The following is a 16,209-nucleotide window of genomic DNA, read 5'->3' as shown; positions in this document are numbered from 1 at the left end:
TCCTTCTTTTTATGGTTGACTAACGTTGGTCACAAAGCGCTTATAAAGTGAAGGTAAGTGCGCCAATACGGCACTTTTACCAAGTAGTTCACTGTTTTCAATGCATTTTCGTAAAGCACTTTCAGTGAGTTGAATACTAAGCAATTGTGATTGCTTAATGTGACTAATATGCCAAAGTTCAGGAGCTACCCCGTTTAAATCTTCGCGATAAGGCCGATAAAAACCAAATTTCTCAAGGTGAATACTAAGCCAGTCACTAAATGCTGAAAAGGGACCGTTTTTCTCATATTCATGAGGAGATAACTGCAGTTGATAATCGTCACTAACACTGGCTTTGTCATATACATCCAAATCAGTACCAAAATGGTGCCTGCTTGCCCCAGGTAAAGCTGAATAACGCATAATTGCAATACACTTATCAATGTCACTTAAGTTCGTTAAATCAACAACCTGTTGTTGTGAGTTATAAACAGGCCTTTGTCCTGAAAATTTGTTATTCCAAATGAGCGCCTGACGTTCAAAATCTCTAAAGCTTGATGCAATAGTTAAGTCAAACCCAGCTTGTTTAGCTGCGTTTTGTAGCGCTATAAAATCAGCAGTGATAGCGCTATGCAAACGATGGCTTTGTATTTTAGTTAAATGTGTATCACTTTGCCCTGTGATACACGCTATCGTGGGTACTTGTAAATCAGTCATTAGGTTAACAATTGCTCAAGTATTTGCTCGTAAATGTCGGTGAGTTTAATTAAGTCATCTGTACTTACGCACTCATCAACTTTGTGAATGGTGGCATTACGAGGCCCAAGCTCAATGACTTTAGCACCGGTTTGAGCAATGAAGCGACCATCAGAGGTTCCCCCCGTGGTTTCTAAATTGGTTGCTAATCCTGTCACAGACTCAATAGCATTAACGGTTGCGTCAACGAGTGGACCATGTTCTGTAATAAATGGGAGACCATTTACAATCCAGTTTAATTCGTAGTTCAAGTTGTGTTTTTGTAAAATGTCGATTACACGCTGTTGTAATTGTTGATGTGTAACTTCGGTGCTAAATCTAAAATTAAATTGCACATCTAGCTCACCAGGGATCACATTACCTGCACCTGTGCCGCCGTTAATATTTGATATTTGAAAGCTGGTTGCCGGAAAAAAATCATTCCCTTTATCCCACTGGGTTTGGCTAAGCTCTGTTAATGCTTCAGTGGCTAGATGAATAGGGTTTTGAGCCAGGTGAGGGTAGGCAACATGTCCTTGAATACCTTTAACTTTTACGAATCCGGTAAGCGAGCCGCGTCGGCCATTCTTAACTACATCACCTAAGACATCCCGAGATGAAGGTTCGCCAACCAAACACATATCAATTTTTTCACCGCGAGATTCTAGTGTATCAATAACTCGGGTGGTTCCATTTATAAATGGTCCTTCTTCATCAGAAGTGATCAAAAAAGAAATTGATCCTTTGTGGTTCGGGTATTTAGTTACAAAACGCTCAGTAGCTACAATCATGGCAGCAAGCGAGCCTTTCATGTCGGCAGCTCCTCGACCATGCAATAAACCATTTTCTACCAGCCCTGAAAATGGTGGGTGCTGCCAGTTTTTTGCGGGCCCCGTTGGCACTACATCTGTGTGTCCTGCGAAACAAAAATGCGGCGACTGGTCGCCTTTACGCGCCCAAGTATTTAATGTATCAGTAAAAAATAGTGACTCTATATTAAAGCCGATCGCTTCGAGGCGTTCGTTCATCATTTGTTGACAGCCGGCATCTTCTGGGGTGACAGATTCACGCTGTATCAAGGCTTGTGCAAGTGCAATTACTTCATTCATTATTTAAAAATCTCATCGTATTGCGCGACCTTAAAGCCTAAATAAAAGTCAGTACCGTTAACTAATACTGGTCGCTTTATCATAGCGGGCTGCTGAACTAATAATTGAATAGCATTTTGCTTAGTCAAATTTTGTTTTTGCTCGTCACTTAAAGCTCTGTACGTAGTTCCGCGTTTATTGACTAATTGTTCCCAATCTAATTTATCAGCAAATTCAGCGACCATTTGTTCATTAACACCCTCTTTGCGGTAATCGTGAAAGGTAAACTCAATATTATTATCTGTAAGGTATTTTTTAGCTTTTTTAATTGTGTCGCAGTTACTAATTCCGTAAAGAGTGATCATAAGTTACTTCTTTTTAATAATAGTTAATAAGGTGTCTTCAGCTGCTTTAACATGCAGGTGTGAATAATGAAATGTGCCCAGGTTGTGACCATTAAGTAATATTAAACTTCCTAGCATGGGGGAGTCTAATTCTCTTAGGTCAAAATAAGCAAGTCGTTGGCCTTTGAGTACTTGGCTGCCATTTAACTGGGCTATATGGGTATGCGTAATTGCTGCAGAGGCAGGTAAGGTTAAATTAATGAGTATTTTTAAACCATTTTTAGCCTGCAAAATAAATTCAGTTCCTGCGTTTTTAACCTGCAGTAAAACCCCATCAAAGGGGGCTAAAATTTTATGACTGGTTGCTTGCACCATAACACCGGGGCCAAGTGTACCAAAACTGAACAAAGGCTCTGGGTGATTACTTAATTCTACTACCTTTCCCGTAAAAGGACTGGTGATATTAATAGCATCACGGGGGATTTTATTTTGTGCAATAAGCTCTATTGGTTGTGCTTTCATAAATTAGTTTGTCACCACATTATAGCCATCTTTTTTTAGTGCTTTGATTGCCTGGGCCGCTGTTTGTTTTTTTACAAGTATGTAGTCAGTATCGTAAGTTGAAATAGAAAAGATAGATATTTGTGCTTTAGCTAACACGCCAGAAATATTAGCCATAATTCCTGTTAACGAAAACCCTAAAGGGCCAATAACTTCTAATGCTTGCCAATCAGATTCTGTATCCAGGCTGTGTAATTCAAAACTACTGGGGCATACAATTGATAGTTCGTCATGGGTTTTTGAGATAAAAAACAACGGAAGTTTTAACAAAGCTGCAGGTATATCAGCATCAATATCTAAACTATGTATAGACAAAATAGTGCTGTGTAATTGTAATGTTTGTTTTGACACTAAAAACCTGCGGTACAGCAAAGACGATTTATTAATAGTATAGATTATTAAAGATAAATTAAAGCGGTAACTCACCGTAAGTAAGCTGCAAAATATGAGCTACTTAAACTTACCCACAATTTCTGTGGATAACTATGGGGGTTGAGAGGTATAAATAGCCTAACTAACTAATTTATCATTAGAAATTAGCTAGGCTATAAAAAGCACATGTTAATTAAAGCCTTTAATTAAGTGCTTCGACTTGCGCTGCTTGTATAGCGGTAAGTGCGATTGTGTACACAATGTCATCAACTAATGCACCACGGCTTAAATCGTTGACTGGTTTACGCATACCTTGAAGCATTGGCCCAATACTGATGAGGTCTGCGCTTCTTTGCACGGCTTTATAGGTTGTATTACCGGTATTTAAATCAGGGAAAATAAACACCGTTGCTTTACCTGCTACGGGGCTATTTGGTGCTTTTTTAAGCGCGACGTTTTCCATAATTGCTGCATCGTACTGAAGGGGACCATCAATAATCAAATCGGGACGTTTTTGTTGAGCTATTTTGGTTGCCTCTCGCACTTTTTCAACGTCGGCTCCTGTACCAGATGTACCTGTACTGTAGCTGATCATGGCAACACGCGGCTCGATACCAAAAGCTGCAGCTGAGTCAGCTGACTGAATCGCAATGTCAGCAAGTTGCTCAGCATTTGGATCTGGGTTAATTGCACAGTCTCCGTAAACGAGTACCTGATCAGGCAGCAACATAAAAAATACCGACGATACAAGCGATGAGCCCGGGGCCGTTTTGATGAGCTGTAATGGCGGTCTAATTGTATTAGCGGTTGTGTTAACTGCTCCTGAAACAAGTCCGTCAACTTTGCCTTGTTCAAGCATCATAGTACCAAGTACTACGTTATCAAGTAATTGTTCTTGCGCTACAACAGCAGTGAGACCTTTGCTTTTTCGGATTTCGACCATAGGCTCGACATAATCATTAATGATGCTGCTTGGTTCTACAATGCTTACATTTTCGTTGAGCTCTATACCTTGTTGCTCAGCAATACGCATTATTTCTTCGCGATCACCTAATAAAATGGTTTTTGCTATACCGCGTTGCCCACAGATAGCAGCCGCTTTAATAGTTCTAGGTTCGTTGCCTTCAGGTAAAACAACCGTTTTGCCTGCTTTACGGGCTTTATCTGTAAGTAAGTATCTGAAAGCAGGTGGCGAGAGTTTACGTGTTTTCCCCACATTTTTTGCCAGTGAGTTCAGCCAATCTGAGTCAATATATTCAGCATTGTGGCTTTTCACTTTTTCTATACGTTGGTCATCATCGCTTGGTACTTCCATATTAAAGTTATGAAGTAACAACGATGTTCGCCATGTATCGGCCTCTGTTGCTAAAATTGGTAGTCCCGTTTGCATTGCTTGTTCGCACAGCGCCATAATACGCTGTTCTGGCATAAAACCACCGGTGAGTAATATTGCCCCAATTTTAGTACCATTCATTGCCGATAAACACGCAGCTACTAAAATATCAGAACGATCGCCAGGAGTAACTAATAATGCACCAGGTGTAAAGTGGTTTAAAATATTAGACACTGTACGTGCACAAAATGTGATACGACGCAGGCGTCGATGCAGCATGTCACCTTCGTTAATAATTGTGGCTTTTAAATATGCACTTAGGTCTTTCACTCGTGGTGCGACCAAATCAAAATCCCATGGTATTGCACCAAGTAACATAAATGGATTTTTTCTAAAAATTGGCAGTGATGCTAAGCGGTTCAGTTCGTTATCTACTTCATCAGGTTTGTAGGAGTCGACTAAATCGGCGCGTGCTCTGCCTTCTTCATCAAGAGGGGCATTTACTTTATTAAAAATACAGCCTAATACACGCGGGTGGTCAATACCACCGTAATTACCAGCAGCAATCTCAAGACGATCTTCCAGCTGGGTAATATTATCGTTACCAGGCGTTAATACAAATACAATATCTGCGCCGAGTGTTTGCGCTATTTCACGGTTAACGCGCCCAGCATATGGTTGTTTACGAGTAGGAACCATGCCTTCAATAATGGCTACTTCATCGTCGTTAATTTTACTTTCAAAGCGCTCAACAATTTCTTCTAATAGGTCGTCGCCCTTTGCATCACCAATCATTTGCTCTGCGTAATCCAATGCAAACGGTGTTGGTGGGTCAATAGGGGAGCCTTGCTTTATTATTTGTGTCGATTTTTCTGGACCGGTTTCGCCTGAGCGCGGTTGAGCAATAGGTTTGAAAAAATTAACTTTTACCGCTTTTTGCTCAAGCGCACGCACAAGCCCGACAGAAACAGATGTTAAACCAACTCCCGTAGAAATAGGTATCAACATAATACGGTGTGCCATATCATAGCTCCTTAACAATATTTGCAGAGTCGAGGGCGATAACCCATTCTTCATTCGTTGGCATGACGACAGTTTTGATACGAGATTGCTCAGTGCTAATTACACCTTGTTGACCAAAACGAGCATCTAAATTTGCTTGCGTGTCACATTCCATACCTAAAAATCCAAGTTGAGTGATCACTTTTTTACGGATGATATCTGAGTTTTCTCCAATACCGCCGGTGAAAATAAGCGCATCAAGACGCTGTAAAGGCACCATGTACGATGCAATTTGCTTAGATAAACGATAGCAAAACATATCGAGTGCTAATGCTGCTTGTTGATTTCCCGCTGTAGCAGCTTCTTCAATAGTACGGCAATCGTTTGAAAGCTCACTAATGCCTAACAAACCACTTTTTTGATTGAGTAAGTCATCTATTTGTTGCGCACTATAATCAAGTTGTGTCGTTAAAAAGTTAAATAAACCTGGATCAATATCGCCACTGCGAGTACCCATTACTAACCCTTCAAGTGGCGTAAGGCCCATACTTGTATCGACACTCTTACCATTTTTAATCGCACATACAGAACAGCCATTCCCCAAATGAGCACTAATAAAATTACTTTTTTCAATAGGTTGGTTAAGTAGTTTTGCTGTTTGCCCGGCAACATAAAAATGGCTCGTACCATGAAAGCCATAACGTCTAACACCAAACTCGGTATATAAATTGTAAGGTAGCGCATAAAGGTATGCGACCTTATCCATAGTTTGGTGAAAAGCCGTATCGAATACGGCAATTTGAGGTAAGCCTTTAAACGAGTCTTGCGCTGAAGATATACCCAGCAAGTTGGCATGACCATGAAGCGGTGCAAGTGTTGCAGCCTGGGTTATGCTTTCAATAACTTGATCATTAATTAATACTGATTTGGTAAAGTGCTCGCCACCGTGAACAACACGATGACCAACAGCAATTAGCTGTTCATCTAGCTTATGATCTTTTATTAACGTTACTAGCGTATTAATAGCCTCAGCGTGAGCTTGCTCTGGTGCTAAATCAATAAGTTTTTTATCACCTTTGTATTTATACTTTACCGACGGAGTTGCTGCACCTAGTCGCTCTGCTAAGCCCGATATAATTTCATGGCCGGTGTTTGCATCAATAATGGCAAACTTTAAACTTGAGCTACCACAGTTTAATACTAAAACATGTTGTGACTTAGGAGCGGGTGTTGGCATAGATATAATTTCCATAAATAAAGTTTAGTAAGTGAACATTAATTATTTACTGTTACACTCAGGTCTTAATTAAAAGGCTAAAGATATTATAAACAAGGTCGTTAGACCCATGAATAAGTTTTATATTTTAAACTATTTGATGTATTTAGTTTAGTATTTTGCACAATTTAACAGCAAAATTAAGCACTTTTACACATTAAGTGAAACCCGCTATATTTGTGTTACACTTTGTAAAATACGAGCTAATTAATATATTGAATTTAGTAATTGTGAGGAGTCATGATGCAAAAAAGTGTGATGTCACAAGTTCAAATTGGTAGGCAGTACGCAAAACAATGGCCAATGCGAAAAGAGTTAGCTCCATTGTTTAGTGAGTTTCGGGTAATTAGAGCAACAGAACTTGCCATTACTGTTATGCCCATTCTTGCTATGTTGACATTATTTTTTCAACTCAACTACCTTGGTCCTGATTTTTTACCACAAGCGATTGCCAGTGCATTGTTTTTTTTATCTTTACCTCTACAAGGTTTATTGTGGTTGGGTAAACGAGCACAAACCCCATTAGACCCAGCCATGCTAAGTTGGTACAAAGAGCTGCATACAAAAATGGTTGCTAATGGTTATCAAGCTAAGTTAAGTGAAAAAAAGCCCCGGTATTTGGAGCTTGCAACTTTACTTAAAGATATGTTTGAAAAAATGGATAAAGCGTTCACTAAAGAACAGTTTTAATAAACGCTTTCAACAATCACGCTTTTTGAAATTGCGTTATATAAAACGACAAGGTGACATGGTGTTCACCTTTCTCTTCTAGTGTTTCCCAGTGCTCAGGTCTAAATTTCCACGCAAACGGTGTCATCATTATCAGGTTTCTAACATCGTTAATACTCAGTGTTACCTGTTGAGTGATTAAATCTTGGTGAGTTTCTGTAAAACCTTCAGGCACATCTACTTTCGTATGCTCGCTTACTGATTGGTAAATATAAGCTTTTAACTCTTTTAAATGCCATGGCCCTGGGCTGGCCACGACAAGCGTAGCATTAGGTTTAGCGAGTCTATCAAGCTCTTTAGTAAATAAAGGTGCAAATACACTTATAAGAATATCAGCAAACCCTTCTTTAAAAGGGGCTTGACTGATTGAGGCAACGCTAAAGCTGCAGTTGGGGTAACGTTTAGCGGCGTATTTTATAGCTGACTTTGAAATATCTACACCATAAACTTGCGCCTGAGTATTATTAGCAATAGCGTGGGTGTAAAACCCTTCACCGCACCCTAAATCAATAATATTATTACCTTTTATAGTACTTGTTATATCGCTAAGTGCTTGTTGTAAGAATGCATAAAAACCTTGCTCTAAAAATGTGCGCCTTGCTTGTACCATTTCAAGCGAGTCACCAGGTTGTTTAGAGTTTTTGTTTTGAACAGGCAGTAAGTTAACGTAGCCTTCTTTGGCAAAATCAAAACTGTGGTTGCTTTCACAACGCAGTGTATTTTGAGTTTTTGCTAGCGATTTGCTACATAAAGGGCATTGATATTCAAGACTCATGAGTCTAGGTAATCCTTGTCGTAAAAAGTTTTAACCCAGTGGGGACGGTATGTAATTAAAATGGTGATGGCCATTCCGTTCAACATGGCTTCTGGAAACCAAATTATAGCACTTAAATAAACGTAATTGTCGGCAAGTTCTTGCCAATTATACTCACCTAAAGAGAAGTAAAAGAGGGCACCTAAAGATATCTTTATGCACGCTATAAACCCAGCTGTTATGAAGGCACAAACAAATATATAAACAAAAAAATGCTTAGGTAAATAGTGATAGCACACAACAAAACTTAAATAACTCAATAATATGGGAATAAAAGCGCCAATAAGTATCTGTACAGGTAAAAGGTTAAAACTAACCTGCTCAAATGAAAACAACAAGGCACTTGCCAGTAGGCTACTCAAAATGGTTAGCCGCCAGCCTAATATTAAGGTGGCTGCAGTAATACCAAGTATGTGCAGGTCAAGGCCAGTTAAAATACCGGCTTTAATACGCCACAGTAGTGCAAATACAAGCGCACAGGCTAATACACCTGTTTGCCTAGCAGATGTTTTATAAAGCGATTTATAGGTGTTTTTGTCAAAACTAAAAATCGCAATAGCAAGTACAAGGACCCACATCAGCCCTTGTATTTCAGTGTTTAACATTATAGCTACTTGAACGTTGACCAAATTGGCGCATGATCTGATGGTTTTTCAATTGCGCGCAGCTCATAATCAATTCCTGACTCAATACAACGCTCAGCAAGTGATTGAGTTGCAAGTACAACATCAATTCGCAGGCCGCGATTATCTAAAAAGCCTTTAGAGCGGTAATCAAACCATGAGTATTGATCGTTAACATCAGGATAGAGTTCTCTGAAGGTATCTTTAAATCCCCAATCTAAAAGTGTTGATAGCCATTGACGCTCCTCTGGCTGGAAAGAGCACTTACCTGTTTTTAGCCAGCGTTTAGCGTTGACCTCACCAATACCTATGTCTAAATCTGTAGGTGATATATTTATGTCGCCCATAACAACTACATCCTGATCGGGAGTGAGGTTTGTATCTAGATGTGTCATCAAATCTTTATAAAATTGACGTTTATAGGGGAATTTAGTTTCGTGATTGATGTTATCGCCTTGCGGGAAATAACCATTCATAACGGTAATGTCGCGGCCGTTATCTTGTTCAATAGTGACACTGATCATGCGTTTTTGCGACTCTTCTGTGTCGGTAGCAAACCCTTTTAAGACCGATTTTGGCTCTTTTTTGCATAACATAGCTACGCCGTAATGTGCTTTTTGACCGTGAAAGTAGACGTGGTACCCCATTTTTTGAACATCGTCTAATGGAAACGCTTCATCATGAACTTTAATCTCTTGCAAGCCAATTACGTCTGGTTGATGTTTATCAATAACAGCTTGTAATTGGTGAAGACGAGCACGCAGACCATTGATATTGAAAGAAATCACTTTCATTCGATTTACCTTTAAATTTGTTCTCATTTTGATAGCAAATTGTATCAGTAATTTAGCTTACATAACATGTCTGAAATGACAAAATAGCTGCGCAAATGTTGATCAAATGCTGGTGAAAGTTTAAACATTGTTAATGTTGTATTAATTTATAAAATAAATAAAAAATTCAATTGATCTGCTTAAAATTGGCTATATAATGCGCGCAAATTCATTGGCAAACTCGTTCACATAGGATCTCTCATGAAAGCACAATTATTTTTAGCGGCAACATTATTAGCATCTTCTTCTGTTTCAGCTCAAAGTAACACTTACTTCAGCCAAGACAGCTCAATTGAGTCTAAGCTGTGTGTATTAAGCGCAAACGAAGGTTTTTCTGCGGCACGTAAATTAGCAGCTAAGCACAATGTATACTTATCACGCTTCTCACAAAGCATCATGTGTAACGGCCAAGATATTCGTGATATTGCAAAGAAAGATTCAACAAACAACATAACTGAAAACAAAGTAGAAGTGTTTGCTAAAGATGCTCAACAAGAAACTCAATTATGTATGACTGCATTAAAGCAAGGTTTAGCGCCAGTACGCCAAAAAATCGGTAACTTAAACTCGCTTAAATGTAACGGTCAGAAAGTTACTGACTTTGTTAAGCGTTATCAAAACGCTGCAATTTAATTAGCACAACAAAATTAATGAGAGCCCAGCTTTTAAAGCTGGGCTTTTTTTTTGCAAAATTTACAAGGTTGGTTGAAAAGGTTTCAAGGCTAACGTATTGAAAATAGAATAAATAATACACAGGATTTCTGTAAAATACTGAAATTTATATTTATTTTATTTTGGCACCAGACTTGTATTAGTTGTTGTGACATTTATTAACAACGAAGGACACGTCTTATGAAAAAGTTAACATTAGCAACAACTATTCTAGCAACATTAAGTTTAGCAGCCTGCGCATCTAATCAAGGTCTTGATAAAATAGACAGCGACTTTGCAAGCCTAGACAACGACAGTGATGGTTTTATTTCAAAAGTTGAAGCTGACGACGATAATATTTGGGGTCACTTTTCAAATATCGACACCAATATGGATGAAGAAATTAGTCGTAAAGAATTTAATGCTTACATGCAGTTAAACACTGGCAAGGTTGCAACCGATAGTGATGTAAGTGAATCAGCCTTTAAAGCTGAAATTGCAAAATTTGACAAAATTGAAAGTAGTTTTGCCAGTTTAGATAACGATAGTAATGGTTACATATCAGTTGTTGAAGGCAATGACGACGATATTTCAAATCACTTTGGTTATATGGACAAAAACGAAGACAAGCGAATTAGTAAAAATGAGTTTATGGGCTACATAAATAAATATGGTAAATCTGTAGCTGAAGACGAAGCGTTAGAGTCAATTAAACACAGCTAATTAAAATTCAGAACATAAAAATCAAAGCCAGTTATTTTAACTGGCTTTTTTTATGGCTAATTTTAGATAATTGCCAGATATATTTTCCTAGTTAGTGGTTGTTCTGTCATAATAGATGGCTGTGTATTTTTATTTATTAAGAGTGTATATGGCTGGGCGGCGAATTAGTGATGAGCAGTTGGTTGAAATCATTGAGGCTGCGATTTTTGTTGCAGACAAACCCATAAGTAAACGCCATATTAAAGACACTGTTTTAGTGGATATTGCAATTTCTATGTCACGTGTAAACGATGCTATAGAAACAATACAAACACACTTTCAAACCCGTGGTATTCGCCTTGTTGAAGTTGGTAGTGGTTATCGATTTCAGGCGTGTAGTAGTTTGAGCCCTTGGTTGAGTAACCTATGGCAAGAACGAGCTCCTAAATACTCACGTGCTTTATTGGAAACATTATCACTTATTGCTTATCGTCAACCCATTACGCGTGGTGAAATAGAGCAAGTAAGAGGTGTAACAACGGGTTCGAATATAATTAAAACCTTACTCGAAAGAGAGTGGGTGAAAGTGGTAGGGCACAAAGAAGTACCGGGTAAGCCCGCTTTATACGCCACTACTAAACAATTTTTAGATTATTTTTCATTAACGGGTTTAGAAAACTTACCTGCGTTACCTGCGCAACAAGAAAGTAAAATAAACCAGTTATTAAGTGATCCTTCTGTGAGAGAACCATCCGAATGAATATACAAGGTGAAAAGTTACAAAAAGTCCTAGCCAGAGCTGGTGTAGGCTCGCGTCGTGAAATGGAAAAATACATTGACGCTAACCGTGTTAGTGTTAATGGCAAAGTAGCTAAACTCGGTGACCGCGTTGAAGAAACCGATTTAATTCGTGTTGACGGTCATACCGTAAAAATTGAAGAAAAAGCTGACAGAATTTGCCGTGTAATTATGTACAACAAACCCGAGGGAGAGTTGAGTACACGTAAAGACCCAGAAGGTCGTCGTACTGTATTTGACAGACTTCCTCGTATTGATGGCGATCGTTGGATAGCTGTAGGCCGACTGGATGTGAATACGTCAGGCTTAATGTTGTTTACCAACGATGGTGAATTAGCCAATCGTTTAATGCACCCAAGTTATGAAGTAGAGCGTGAATATTCTTCGCGTGTGTTTGGTGAAGTAACAAACGAGACACTTAAAAACCTGATGCGTGGTGTTGAGCTTGAAGATGGTCCAGCAAAATTCACAAATATAAAACCGCTAGGTGGTGAAGGAATTAACCGCTGGTTTAATGTGACATTAAACGAAGGGCGCAACCGCGAAGTTCGTCGTTTATGGCAATCTCAAGACGTTGAAGTGTCGCGTCTTATCCGTATTCGTTACGGTAAGCTAGAGCTAGATAAGCGTGTGCCACAAGGTGGTTGGGTTGAATACGACTTAGAAACCGTTAACTACTTGCGTAAAACGGTTAAGTTAGGTCGTGAAACGCAAACTAAACTTTCAGTTATGCCTGAAAAACGCAAAGATAAACGCGCTAAAATTAATCAAATTCGTAAAGCGGTTAAAAAGCACAACCAACGTGTTAAGTCGACTAAGCGTAAGTGATATTTTGACGTTTTGTATAAAAGCCGCATTATTTGCGGCTTTTTTATTGAGGTTAATAAAAGTAAACAGCTGTTACTTTTTTATTTGTGCGTCTAATGACTCGCCATTGACTGCAATTGAATCATCACTCATTAAATATAAATAGGTCGGCATAATGCTTTCAGGTGTTGCCAACTTATCTCTATCTTCGCCAGGGTATGCCGATGCGCGCATAGATGTGCGTGTAGCACCTGGATTAATACAGTTTACGCGAATGTTGGTTTTACCTACTTCACAAGCCCACGTTTGCATCATACCTTCAACTGCAAACTTAGAGATGGCATAGGGTCCCCAAAACTCACGGCCTTTACGACCAACACCAGATGAAGTGAAAACAATAGAAGCATTGTCTGATTTACGCATCACGGGGAATAATGCTTTGGTGATCATTGCTTGAGCTGTCACGTTAACTTTCATGATGTTCTCAAACGTAGATGAACAAAAATGTTCTAGTGGCCCTAGAGAGCCTAATATGCCAGCATTATTTAAAAGTCCGTCTAAACGACCAAACTGATTCTCAATAGTTGCAGCAAGATCACGATAATTTTGTTTTGTTGCGCCTTTTAAATCCATTGGCACAATCGCAGGTTTTGGGTAACCTGCATTCACAATTTCATCGTATACGCATTCAAGTTTATTTGTTGTTTTACCTAATAAAATGACAGTCGCACCATGCTTTGCATAAGTAATGGCTGCTACTCGGCCAATACCATCGCCTGCGCCAGTGATTAAAATAACTTTATCGTTTAATGCATTTTCAGCTGCTTGATAAGTGTGCATAAAAGTACCGATTGATAGATTTTTTCTGATTTTAACATAGCAATTCGACAAGTAATCGAATTTATTGAAAAATTAGGTGGCGAAAAAAGAAACTTTACGTTAAGTTTAACTGGTCTAATGTCTCATTAATAATCTGATTACATTGTTTTAACTTGATACACTGATTAAACACACTATAAAAATAAAATATGTTCGGAGTCACCAATATGAAGAAAATGCTACTTTCACTCTCGGTCACTGCTGCTTTAGCAGGTTGTGGCGGCGGAGAAACGTTAGAAGATGTTAAGAATGAAACCGCTACAGTTGTACCTATGGCCACGGTTAGCTTTGACCCTGCTAACGGTGTAATTTCTGTTCCCAATGATTTATTAATGAGCGGTACCCAAGATGGTACTTTAAATATTCCAGGTGAATTAGATGACGACAATGTATCTATCCCGCGTGCTGCATATGCTGATCCTCAGTTAGCATTAGGCGCACTGGACGGCTGGTCGTCTCAAGTTCCTTATAAAGTTGATTTGACATTTCCACCAAATGTTTCACTTGACGAAGCGTCAGCTGGAACACCTGGTAGCGTAAGAATTTTTGAAGTAATAATGGGCGCAAGTCTGACAGATGCAGAATGTTCTGTTGCTCCAGCTGGTGCAGCTTGTAAGCTTGTTGGCGAATTAACATTCGGTGTTGACTTTGTTACTCAAGCTTCAGGAAATGCCGTCGCTATTATTCCTCTAAAGCCTTTTAAAGCAGGTAGTTCGTACATTAATGTATTAACCACAGGCCTTAAAGATTCTATGGGGCGTTCTATTGCGCCGTCATCTACTTATGGCTTAGTTAAGCAAGAAGCGCCATTAATTACTGATTCTCAACTTGCATTACAAGGTGCAGTTAATAGTTACGAGAACGTAGTTGTGAGCTCTGGTGATATTTCAAAGGAAGATATTATTTTTTCTGGCGCGATGACGATTCAGTCAGCGGGTCCAGTACTTGGCACAATTAAAAACTTATTGGCTGCAAGTTTACAAAACGATGCTTTGCCTACACCAGCATTGCAAGTACCTGAACAACCTATGGTCAATGTGCAACAAGTGTTTGCATCTCAGGGTGTAACAGTATCTGCTGCGTTTTCAGGCGTTCAATACCAAAAAGGTAGCATTATGTTACCTATGTATCTTGGTACGCCAACTGGTACAGATATTAGCGATTTAAACGATACATACTGGCAAGGTATGTGTGATAACGCTGTAGCACTTCAAGGTTACAAAGCAGTTGCAGGTGATGCATTCCCAACTGATCCTATCAGTGAAAATGATGGGTTATGTTCAGCGCTTAGTGGTGGACAGTTACGTGACCTAGGTATCGACAGCACACGTCATTTAACAAAATATAACTCAATCCCTAAAGTACAAAGTATGGCTAACGTACCAGTACAGGTGACAAAACCAATTTTACCAATCATTAACGGTGTACGTGCACAGTTACAGTTGCCAGCAATTGAGATGCCTGAAGGCGGTTGGCCTGTTGTTATGATGCAGCACGGTATTACAACTAATAAAGAGAGTATGCTTGCACTAACGGCTCAACTTTCAATTCAAGGTTTTGCAACGGTTGCAATAGACCACCCTCGTCATGGTGAACGTGGTGTTGATGTAGACGGTGACGGCAACGATGACTTTAATGCAACGACCGGTTCAGTACTTAGCTACATGAATTTAAGCTCTTTATTAGTTGCACGTGATAGCTTACGCCAATCAGCAGCTGATTTATTAGGTTTACGTTTAGGCTTAAACTTTTTACAAGATGCAACTATTAACAGCCAAGATGTAACATACATAGGGCATTCATTGGGTTCTATTGTTGCTCCTGCATTTATTGCACAGGCTAATAATCCATTAGCGCCTACTGTTGACCCATTATTTAATGTAAATACAGTGGCTCTGGCAAGTGGCGGCGGTGGTATAGCTAGCTTCTTATTAGAATCAGCAGCATTTGGTCCGTTTATCCAAGGCTCTGTACTTTCTCAAGCTGGTACGACTGAAGCTGATGAATTTAACGCCTTCTTGCAAGGTGATGCTGTTTCTAACTGTGGTGCTGAGTTGCCAGATATGGAAGCATATTTAACGTGTGGTTATAACGAGTATATTACTTCTATAACAACTGCAGGCGAAACAGCTAAGCTTACTAATATCCAAGGCGTGTTTACGCAGTTTGCGTTTGCTTCTCAAACAGCATTAGACAGTGGCGATCCAACTAATTACGCAGCGGCGGTACAAGCGTTAGGTACACCTGTTTATACGAATGTTGTAGTGGGCGACGGCGGTGAAAACAAGCCAGATCAAGTTATTCCACCAATGGCAGCTAACAATCCTATTTCTGGTACAATTCCACTTGCTAACTTTATGGGATTAGAAACGGTAAGTACAACGCAAGCAATGACAGAAGCACCGGCTAGCTACTTAGTTAAATTTTCTAAGGGTCATCATGGTTCTATTTTAACACCTGCTCAAGATGCTGCTCAGTCTTCTACTGTAGAGGGGAGTGCTGCTGCAAATGCTGAAATGCAAATGCAAGTTGCTGTTTATTTAGCAACGCGCGGTCGTATGTTATTAGTAACAAACAGTGATGTTGTTACTGATTAAATATACACTCTAAAATATATCTAGTACAAAGCCACTTTAAAGTGGCTTTTTTTTGCTTAAAAGCATGATAAATTAGCGTAAATTTA

17 protein-coding genes are annotated in these 16,209 nt (G+C 39.3%); 6 read left to right on the top strand and 11 right to left on the bottom strand.

Annotated elements, in window-relative coordinates; translation table 11 throughout:
* Window positions 1-9 precede the first annotated feature (9 nt).
* The 7 genes from ATS72_RS04650 to ATS72_RS04620 all read right to left on the bottom strand — a co-directional run bounded on the left by ATS72_RS04650 (window position 10) and on the right by ATS72_RS04620 (window position 6,651).
* Window positions 10-696: a M15 family metallopeptidase gene (locus tag ATS72_RS04650; RefSeq protein ID WP_058428995.1), complete on the bottom strand. Its 687-nt coding sequence runs from the start codon at window positions 694-696 to the stop codon at window positions 10-12.
* A complete protein-coding gene (dapE, locus tag ATS72_RS04645) occupies window positions 696-1,823 on the bottom strand; it encodes a succinyl-diaminopimelate desuccinylase (RefSeq protein WP_371816607.1) in 1,128 nt (375 codons plus the stop codon). The genes ATS72_RS04650 and dapE overlap by 1 nt, the downstream gene beginning before the upstream one ends.
* Window positions 1,823-2,167: an ArsC family reductase gene (locus tag ATS72_RS04640; RefSeq protein ID WP_058428993.1), complete on the bottom strand. Its 345-nt coding sequence runs from the start codon at window positions 2,165-2,167 to the stop codon at window positions 1,823-1,825. The genes dapE and ATS72_RS04640 overlap by 1 nt, the downstream gene beginning before the upstream one ends.
* Window positions 2,168-2,170: 3 nt before the next feature.
* Entirely contained in the window at window positions 2,171-2,668 is a 498-nt protein-coding gene (locus ATS72_RS04635) for a PTS glucose transporter subunit IIA (protein ID WP_008131509.1), read from the bottom strand.
* A 3-nt stretch (window positions 2,669-2,671) separates the two neighbouring features.
* Window positions 2,672-3,058 carry an ACT domain-containing protein gene (locus ATS72_RS04630; protein ID WP_058428992.1) on the bottom strand — a complete coding sequence of 129 codons (387 nt, stop codon included), beginning with the start codon at window positions 3,056-3,058 and terminating at the stop codon, window positions 2,672-2,674.
* Between the two features lie 223 nt (window positions 3,059-3,281).
* Window positions 3,282-5,435 (bottom strand): phosphate acetyltransferase, encoded by a 2,154-nt coding sequence (gene pta, locus ATS72_RS04625; RefSeq protein WP_006792172.1) that lies wholly within the window; start codon window positions 5,433-5,435, stop codon window positions 3,282-3,284.
* A gap of 1 nt (window position 5,436) precedes the next feature.
* Window positions 5,437-6,651, bottom strand: a complete 1,215-nt coding sequence (locus tag ATS72_RS04620) for an acetate kinase (protein ID WP_058428991.1) — start codon at window positions 6,649-6,651, stop codon at window positions 5,437-5,439.
* A 282-nt stretch (window positions 6,652-6,933) separates the two neighbouring features.
* Here ATS72_RS04620 and yfbV point away from each other — a divergent pair, with 282 nt between their 5' ends.
* Entirely contained in the window at window positions 6,934-7,380 is a 447-nt protein-coding gene (yfbV, locus tag ATS72_RS04615) for a terminus macrodomain insulation protein YfbV (RefSeq protein ID WP_006792170.1), read from the top strand.
* A 16-nt stretch (window positions 7,381-7,396) separates the two neighbouring features.
* Here the strand turns inward: yfbV and rlmA are convergent, their stop codons facing one another.
* From rlmA to xthA, 3 genes are read right to left on the bottom strand one after another with little or no spacing between them, the layout of a single operon-like run.
* Entirely contained in the window at window positions 7,397-8,194 is a 798-nt protein-coding gene (gene rlmA / locus ATS72_RS04610; protein WP_058428990.1) for a 23S rRNA (guanine(745)-N(1))-methyltransferase, read from the bottom strand.
* Window positions 8,191-8,838 carry an energy-coupling factor ABC transporter permease gene (locus tag ATS72_RS04605; RefSeq protein ID WP_058428989.1) on the bottom strand — a complete coding sequence of 216 codons (648 nt, stop codon included), beginning with the start codon at window positions 8,836-8,838 and terminating at the stop codon, window positions 8,191-8,193. Before ATS72_RS04605 ends, rlmA begins: the two co-directional genes overlap by 4 nt.
* 5 nt (window positions 8,839-8,843) lie before the next feature.
* Window positions 8,844-9,650 carry an exodeoxyribonuclease III gene (gene xthA, locus ATS72_RS04600; protein ID WP_010557483.1) on the bottom strand — a complete coding sequence of 269 codons (807 nt, stop codon included), beginning with the start codon at window positions 9,648-9,650 and terminating at the stop codon, window positions 8,844-8,846.
* A 240-nt stretch (window positions 9,651-9,890) separates the two neighbouring features.
* Here xthA and ATS72_RS04595 point away from each other — a divergent pair, with 240 nt between their 5' ends.
* From ATS72_RS04595 to rluB, 4 genes are all read left to right on the top strand, one after another.
* Entirely contained in the window at window positions 9,891-10,322 is a 432-nt protein-coding gene (locus ATS72_RS04595) for a hypothetical protein (RefSeq protein WP_008131524.1), read from the top strand.
* Window positions 10,323-10,541: 219 nt separating this feature from the next.
* Window positions 10,542-11,063 carry an EF-hand domain-containing protein gene (locus ATS72_RS04590; RefSeq protein WP_039036865.1) on the top strand — a complete coding sequence of 174 codons (522 nt, stop codon included), beginning with the start codon at window positions 10,542-10,544 and terminating at the stop codon, window positions 11,061-11,063.
* 148 nt (window positions 11,064-11,211) lie between these two features.
* Window positions 11,212-11,802, top strand: a complete 591-nt coding sequence (gene scpB / locus ATS72_RS04585) for an SMC-Scp complex subunit ScpB (protein WP_058428988.1) — start codon at window positions 11,212-11,214, stop codon at window positions 11,800-11,802.
* Complete coding sequence (rluB, locus tag ATS72_RS04580) at window positions 11,799-12,668, top strand: 23S rRNA pseudouridine(2605) synthase RluB (protein ID WP_006792163.1); 870 nt, start codon at window positions 11,799-11,801, stop codon at window positions 12,666-12,668. The genes scpB and rluB overlap by 4 nt, the downstream gene beginning before the upstream one ends.
* A 72-nt stretch (window positions 12,669-12,740) precedes the next feature.
* On the opposite strand, the gene ATS72_RS04575 is transcribed toward rluB, so the two are convergent.
* Complete coding sequence (locus ATS72_RS04575; RefSeq protein ID WP_006792162.1) at window positions 12,741-13,487, bottom strand: YciK family oxidoreductase; 747 nt, start codon at window positions 13,485-13,487, stop codon at window positions 12,741-12,743.
* A gap of 206 nt (window positions 13,488-13,693) precedes the next feature.
* Between ATS72_RS04575 and ATS72_RS04570 the strand changes: the two genes are divergently transcribed.
* Window positions 13,694-16,123 (top strand): VolA/Pla-1 family phospholipase, encoded by a 2,430-nt coding sequence (locus tag ATS72_RS04570; RefSeq protein ID WP_010557479.1) that lies wholly within the window; start codon window positions 13,694-13,696, stop codon window positions 16,121-16,123.
* Window positions 16,124-16,209 lie beyond the last annotated feature (86 nt).

Origin of the sequence: Pseudoalteromonas sp. 13-15 (assembly GCF_001468205.2) — a bacterium.
GTDB lineage: Bacteria > Pseudomonadota > Gammaproteobacteria > Enterobacterales > Alteromonadaceae > Pseudoalteromonas > Pseudoalteromonas marina.
Note: the sequence above shows the minus strand (reverse complement) of the source record. Positions and strands in the feature narration are given on the sequence as shown.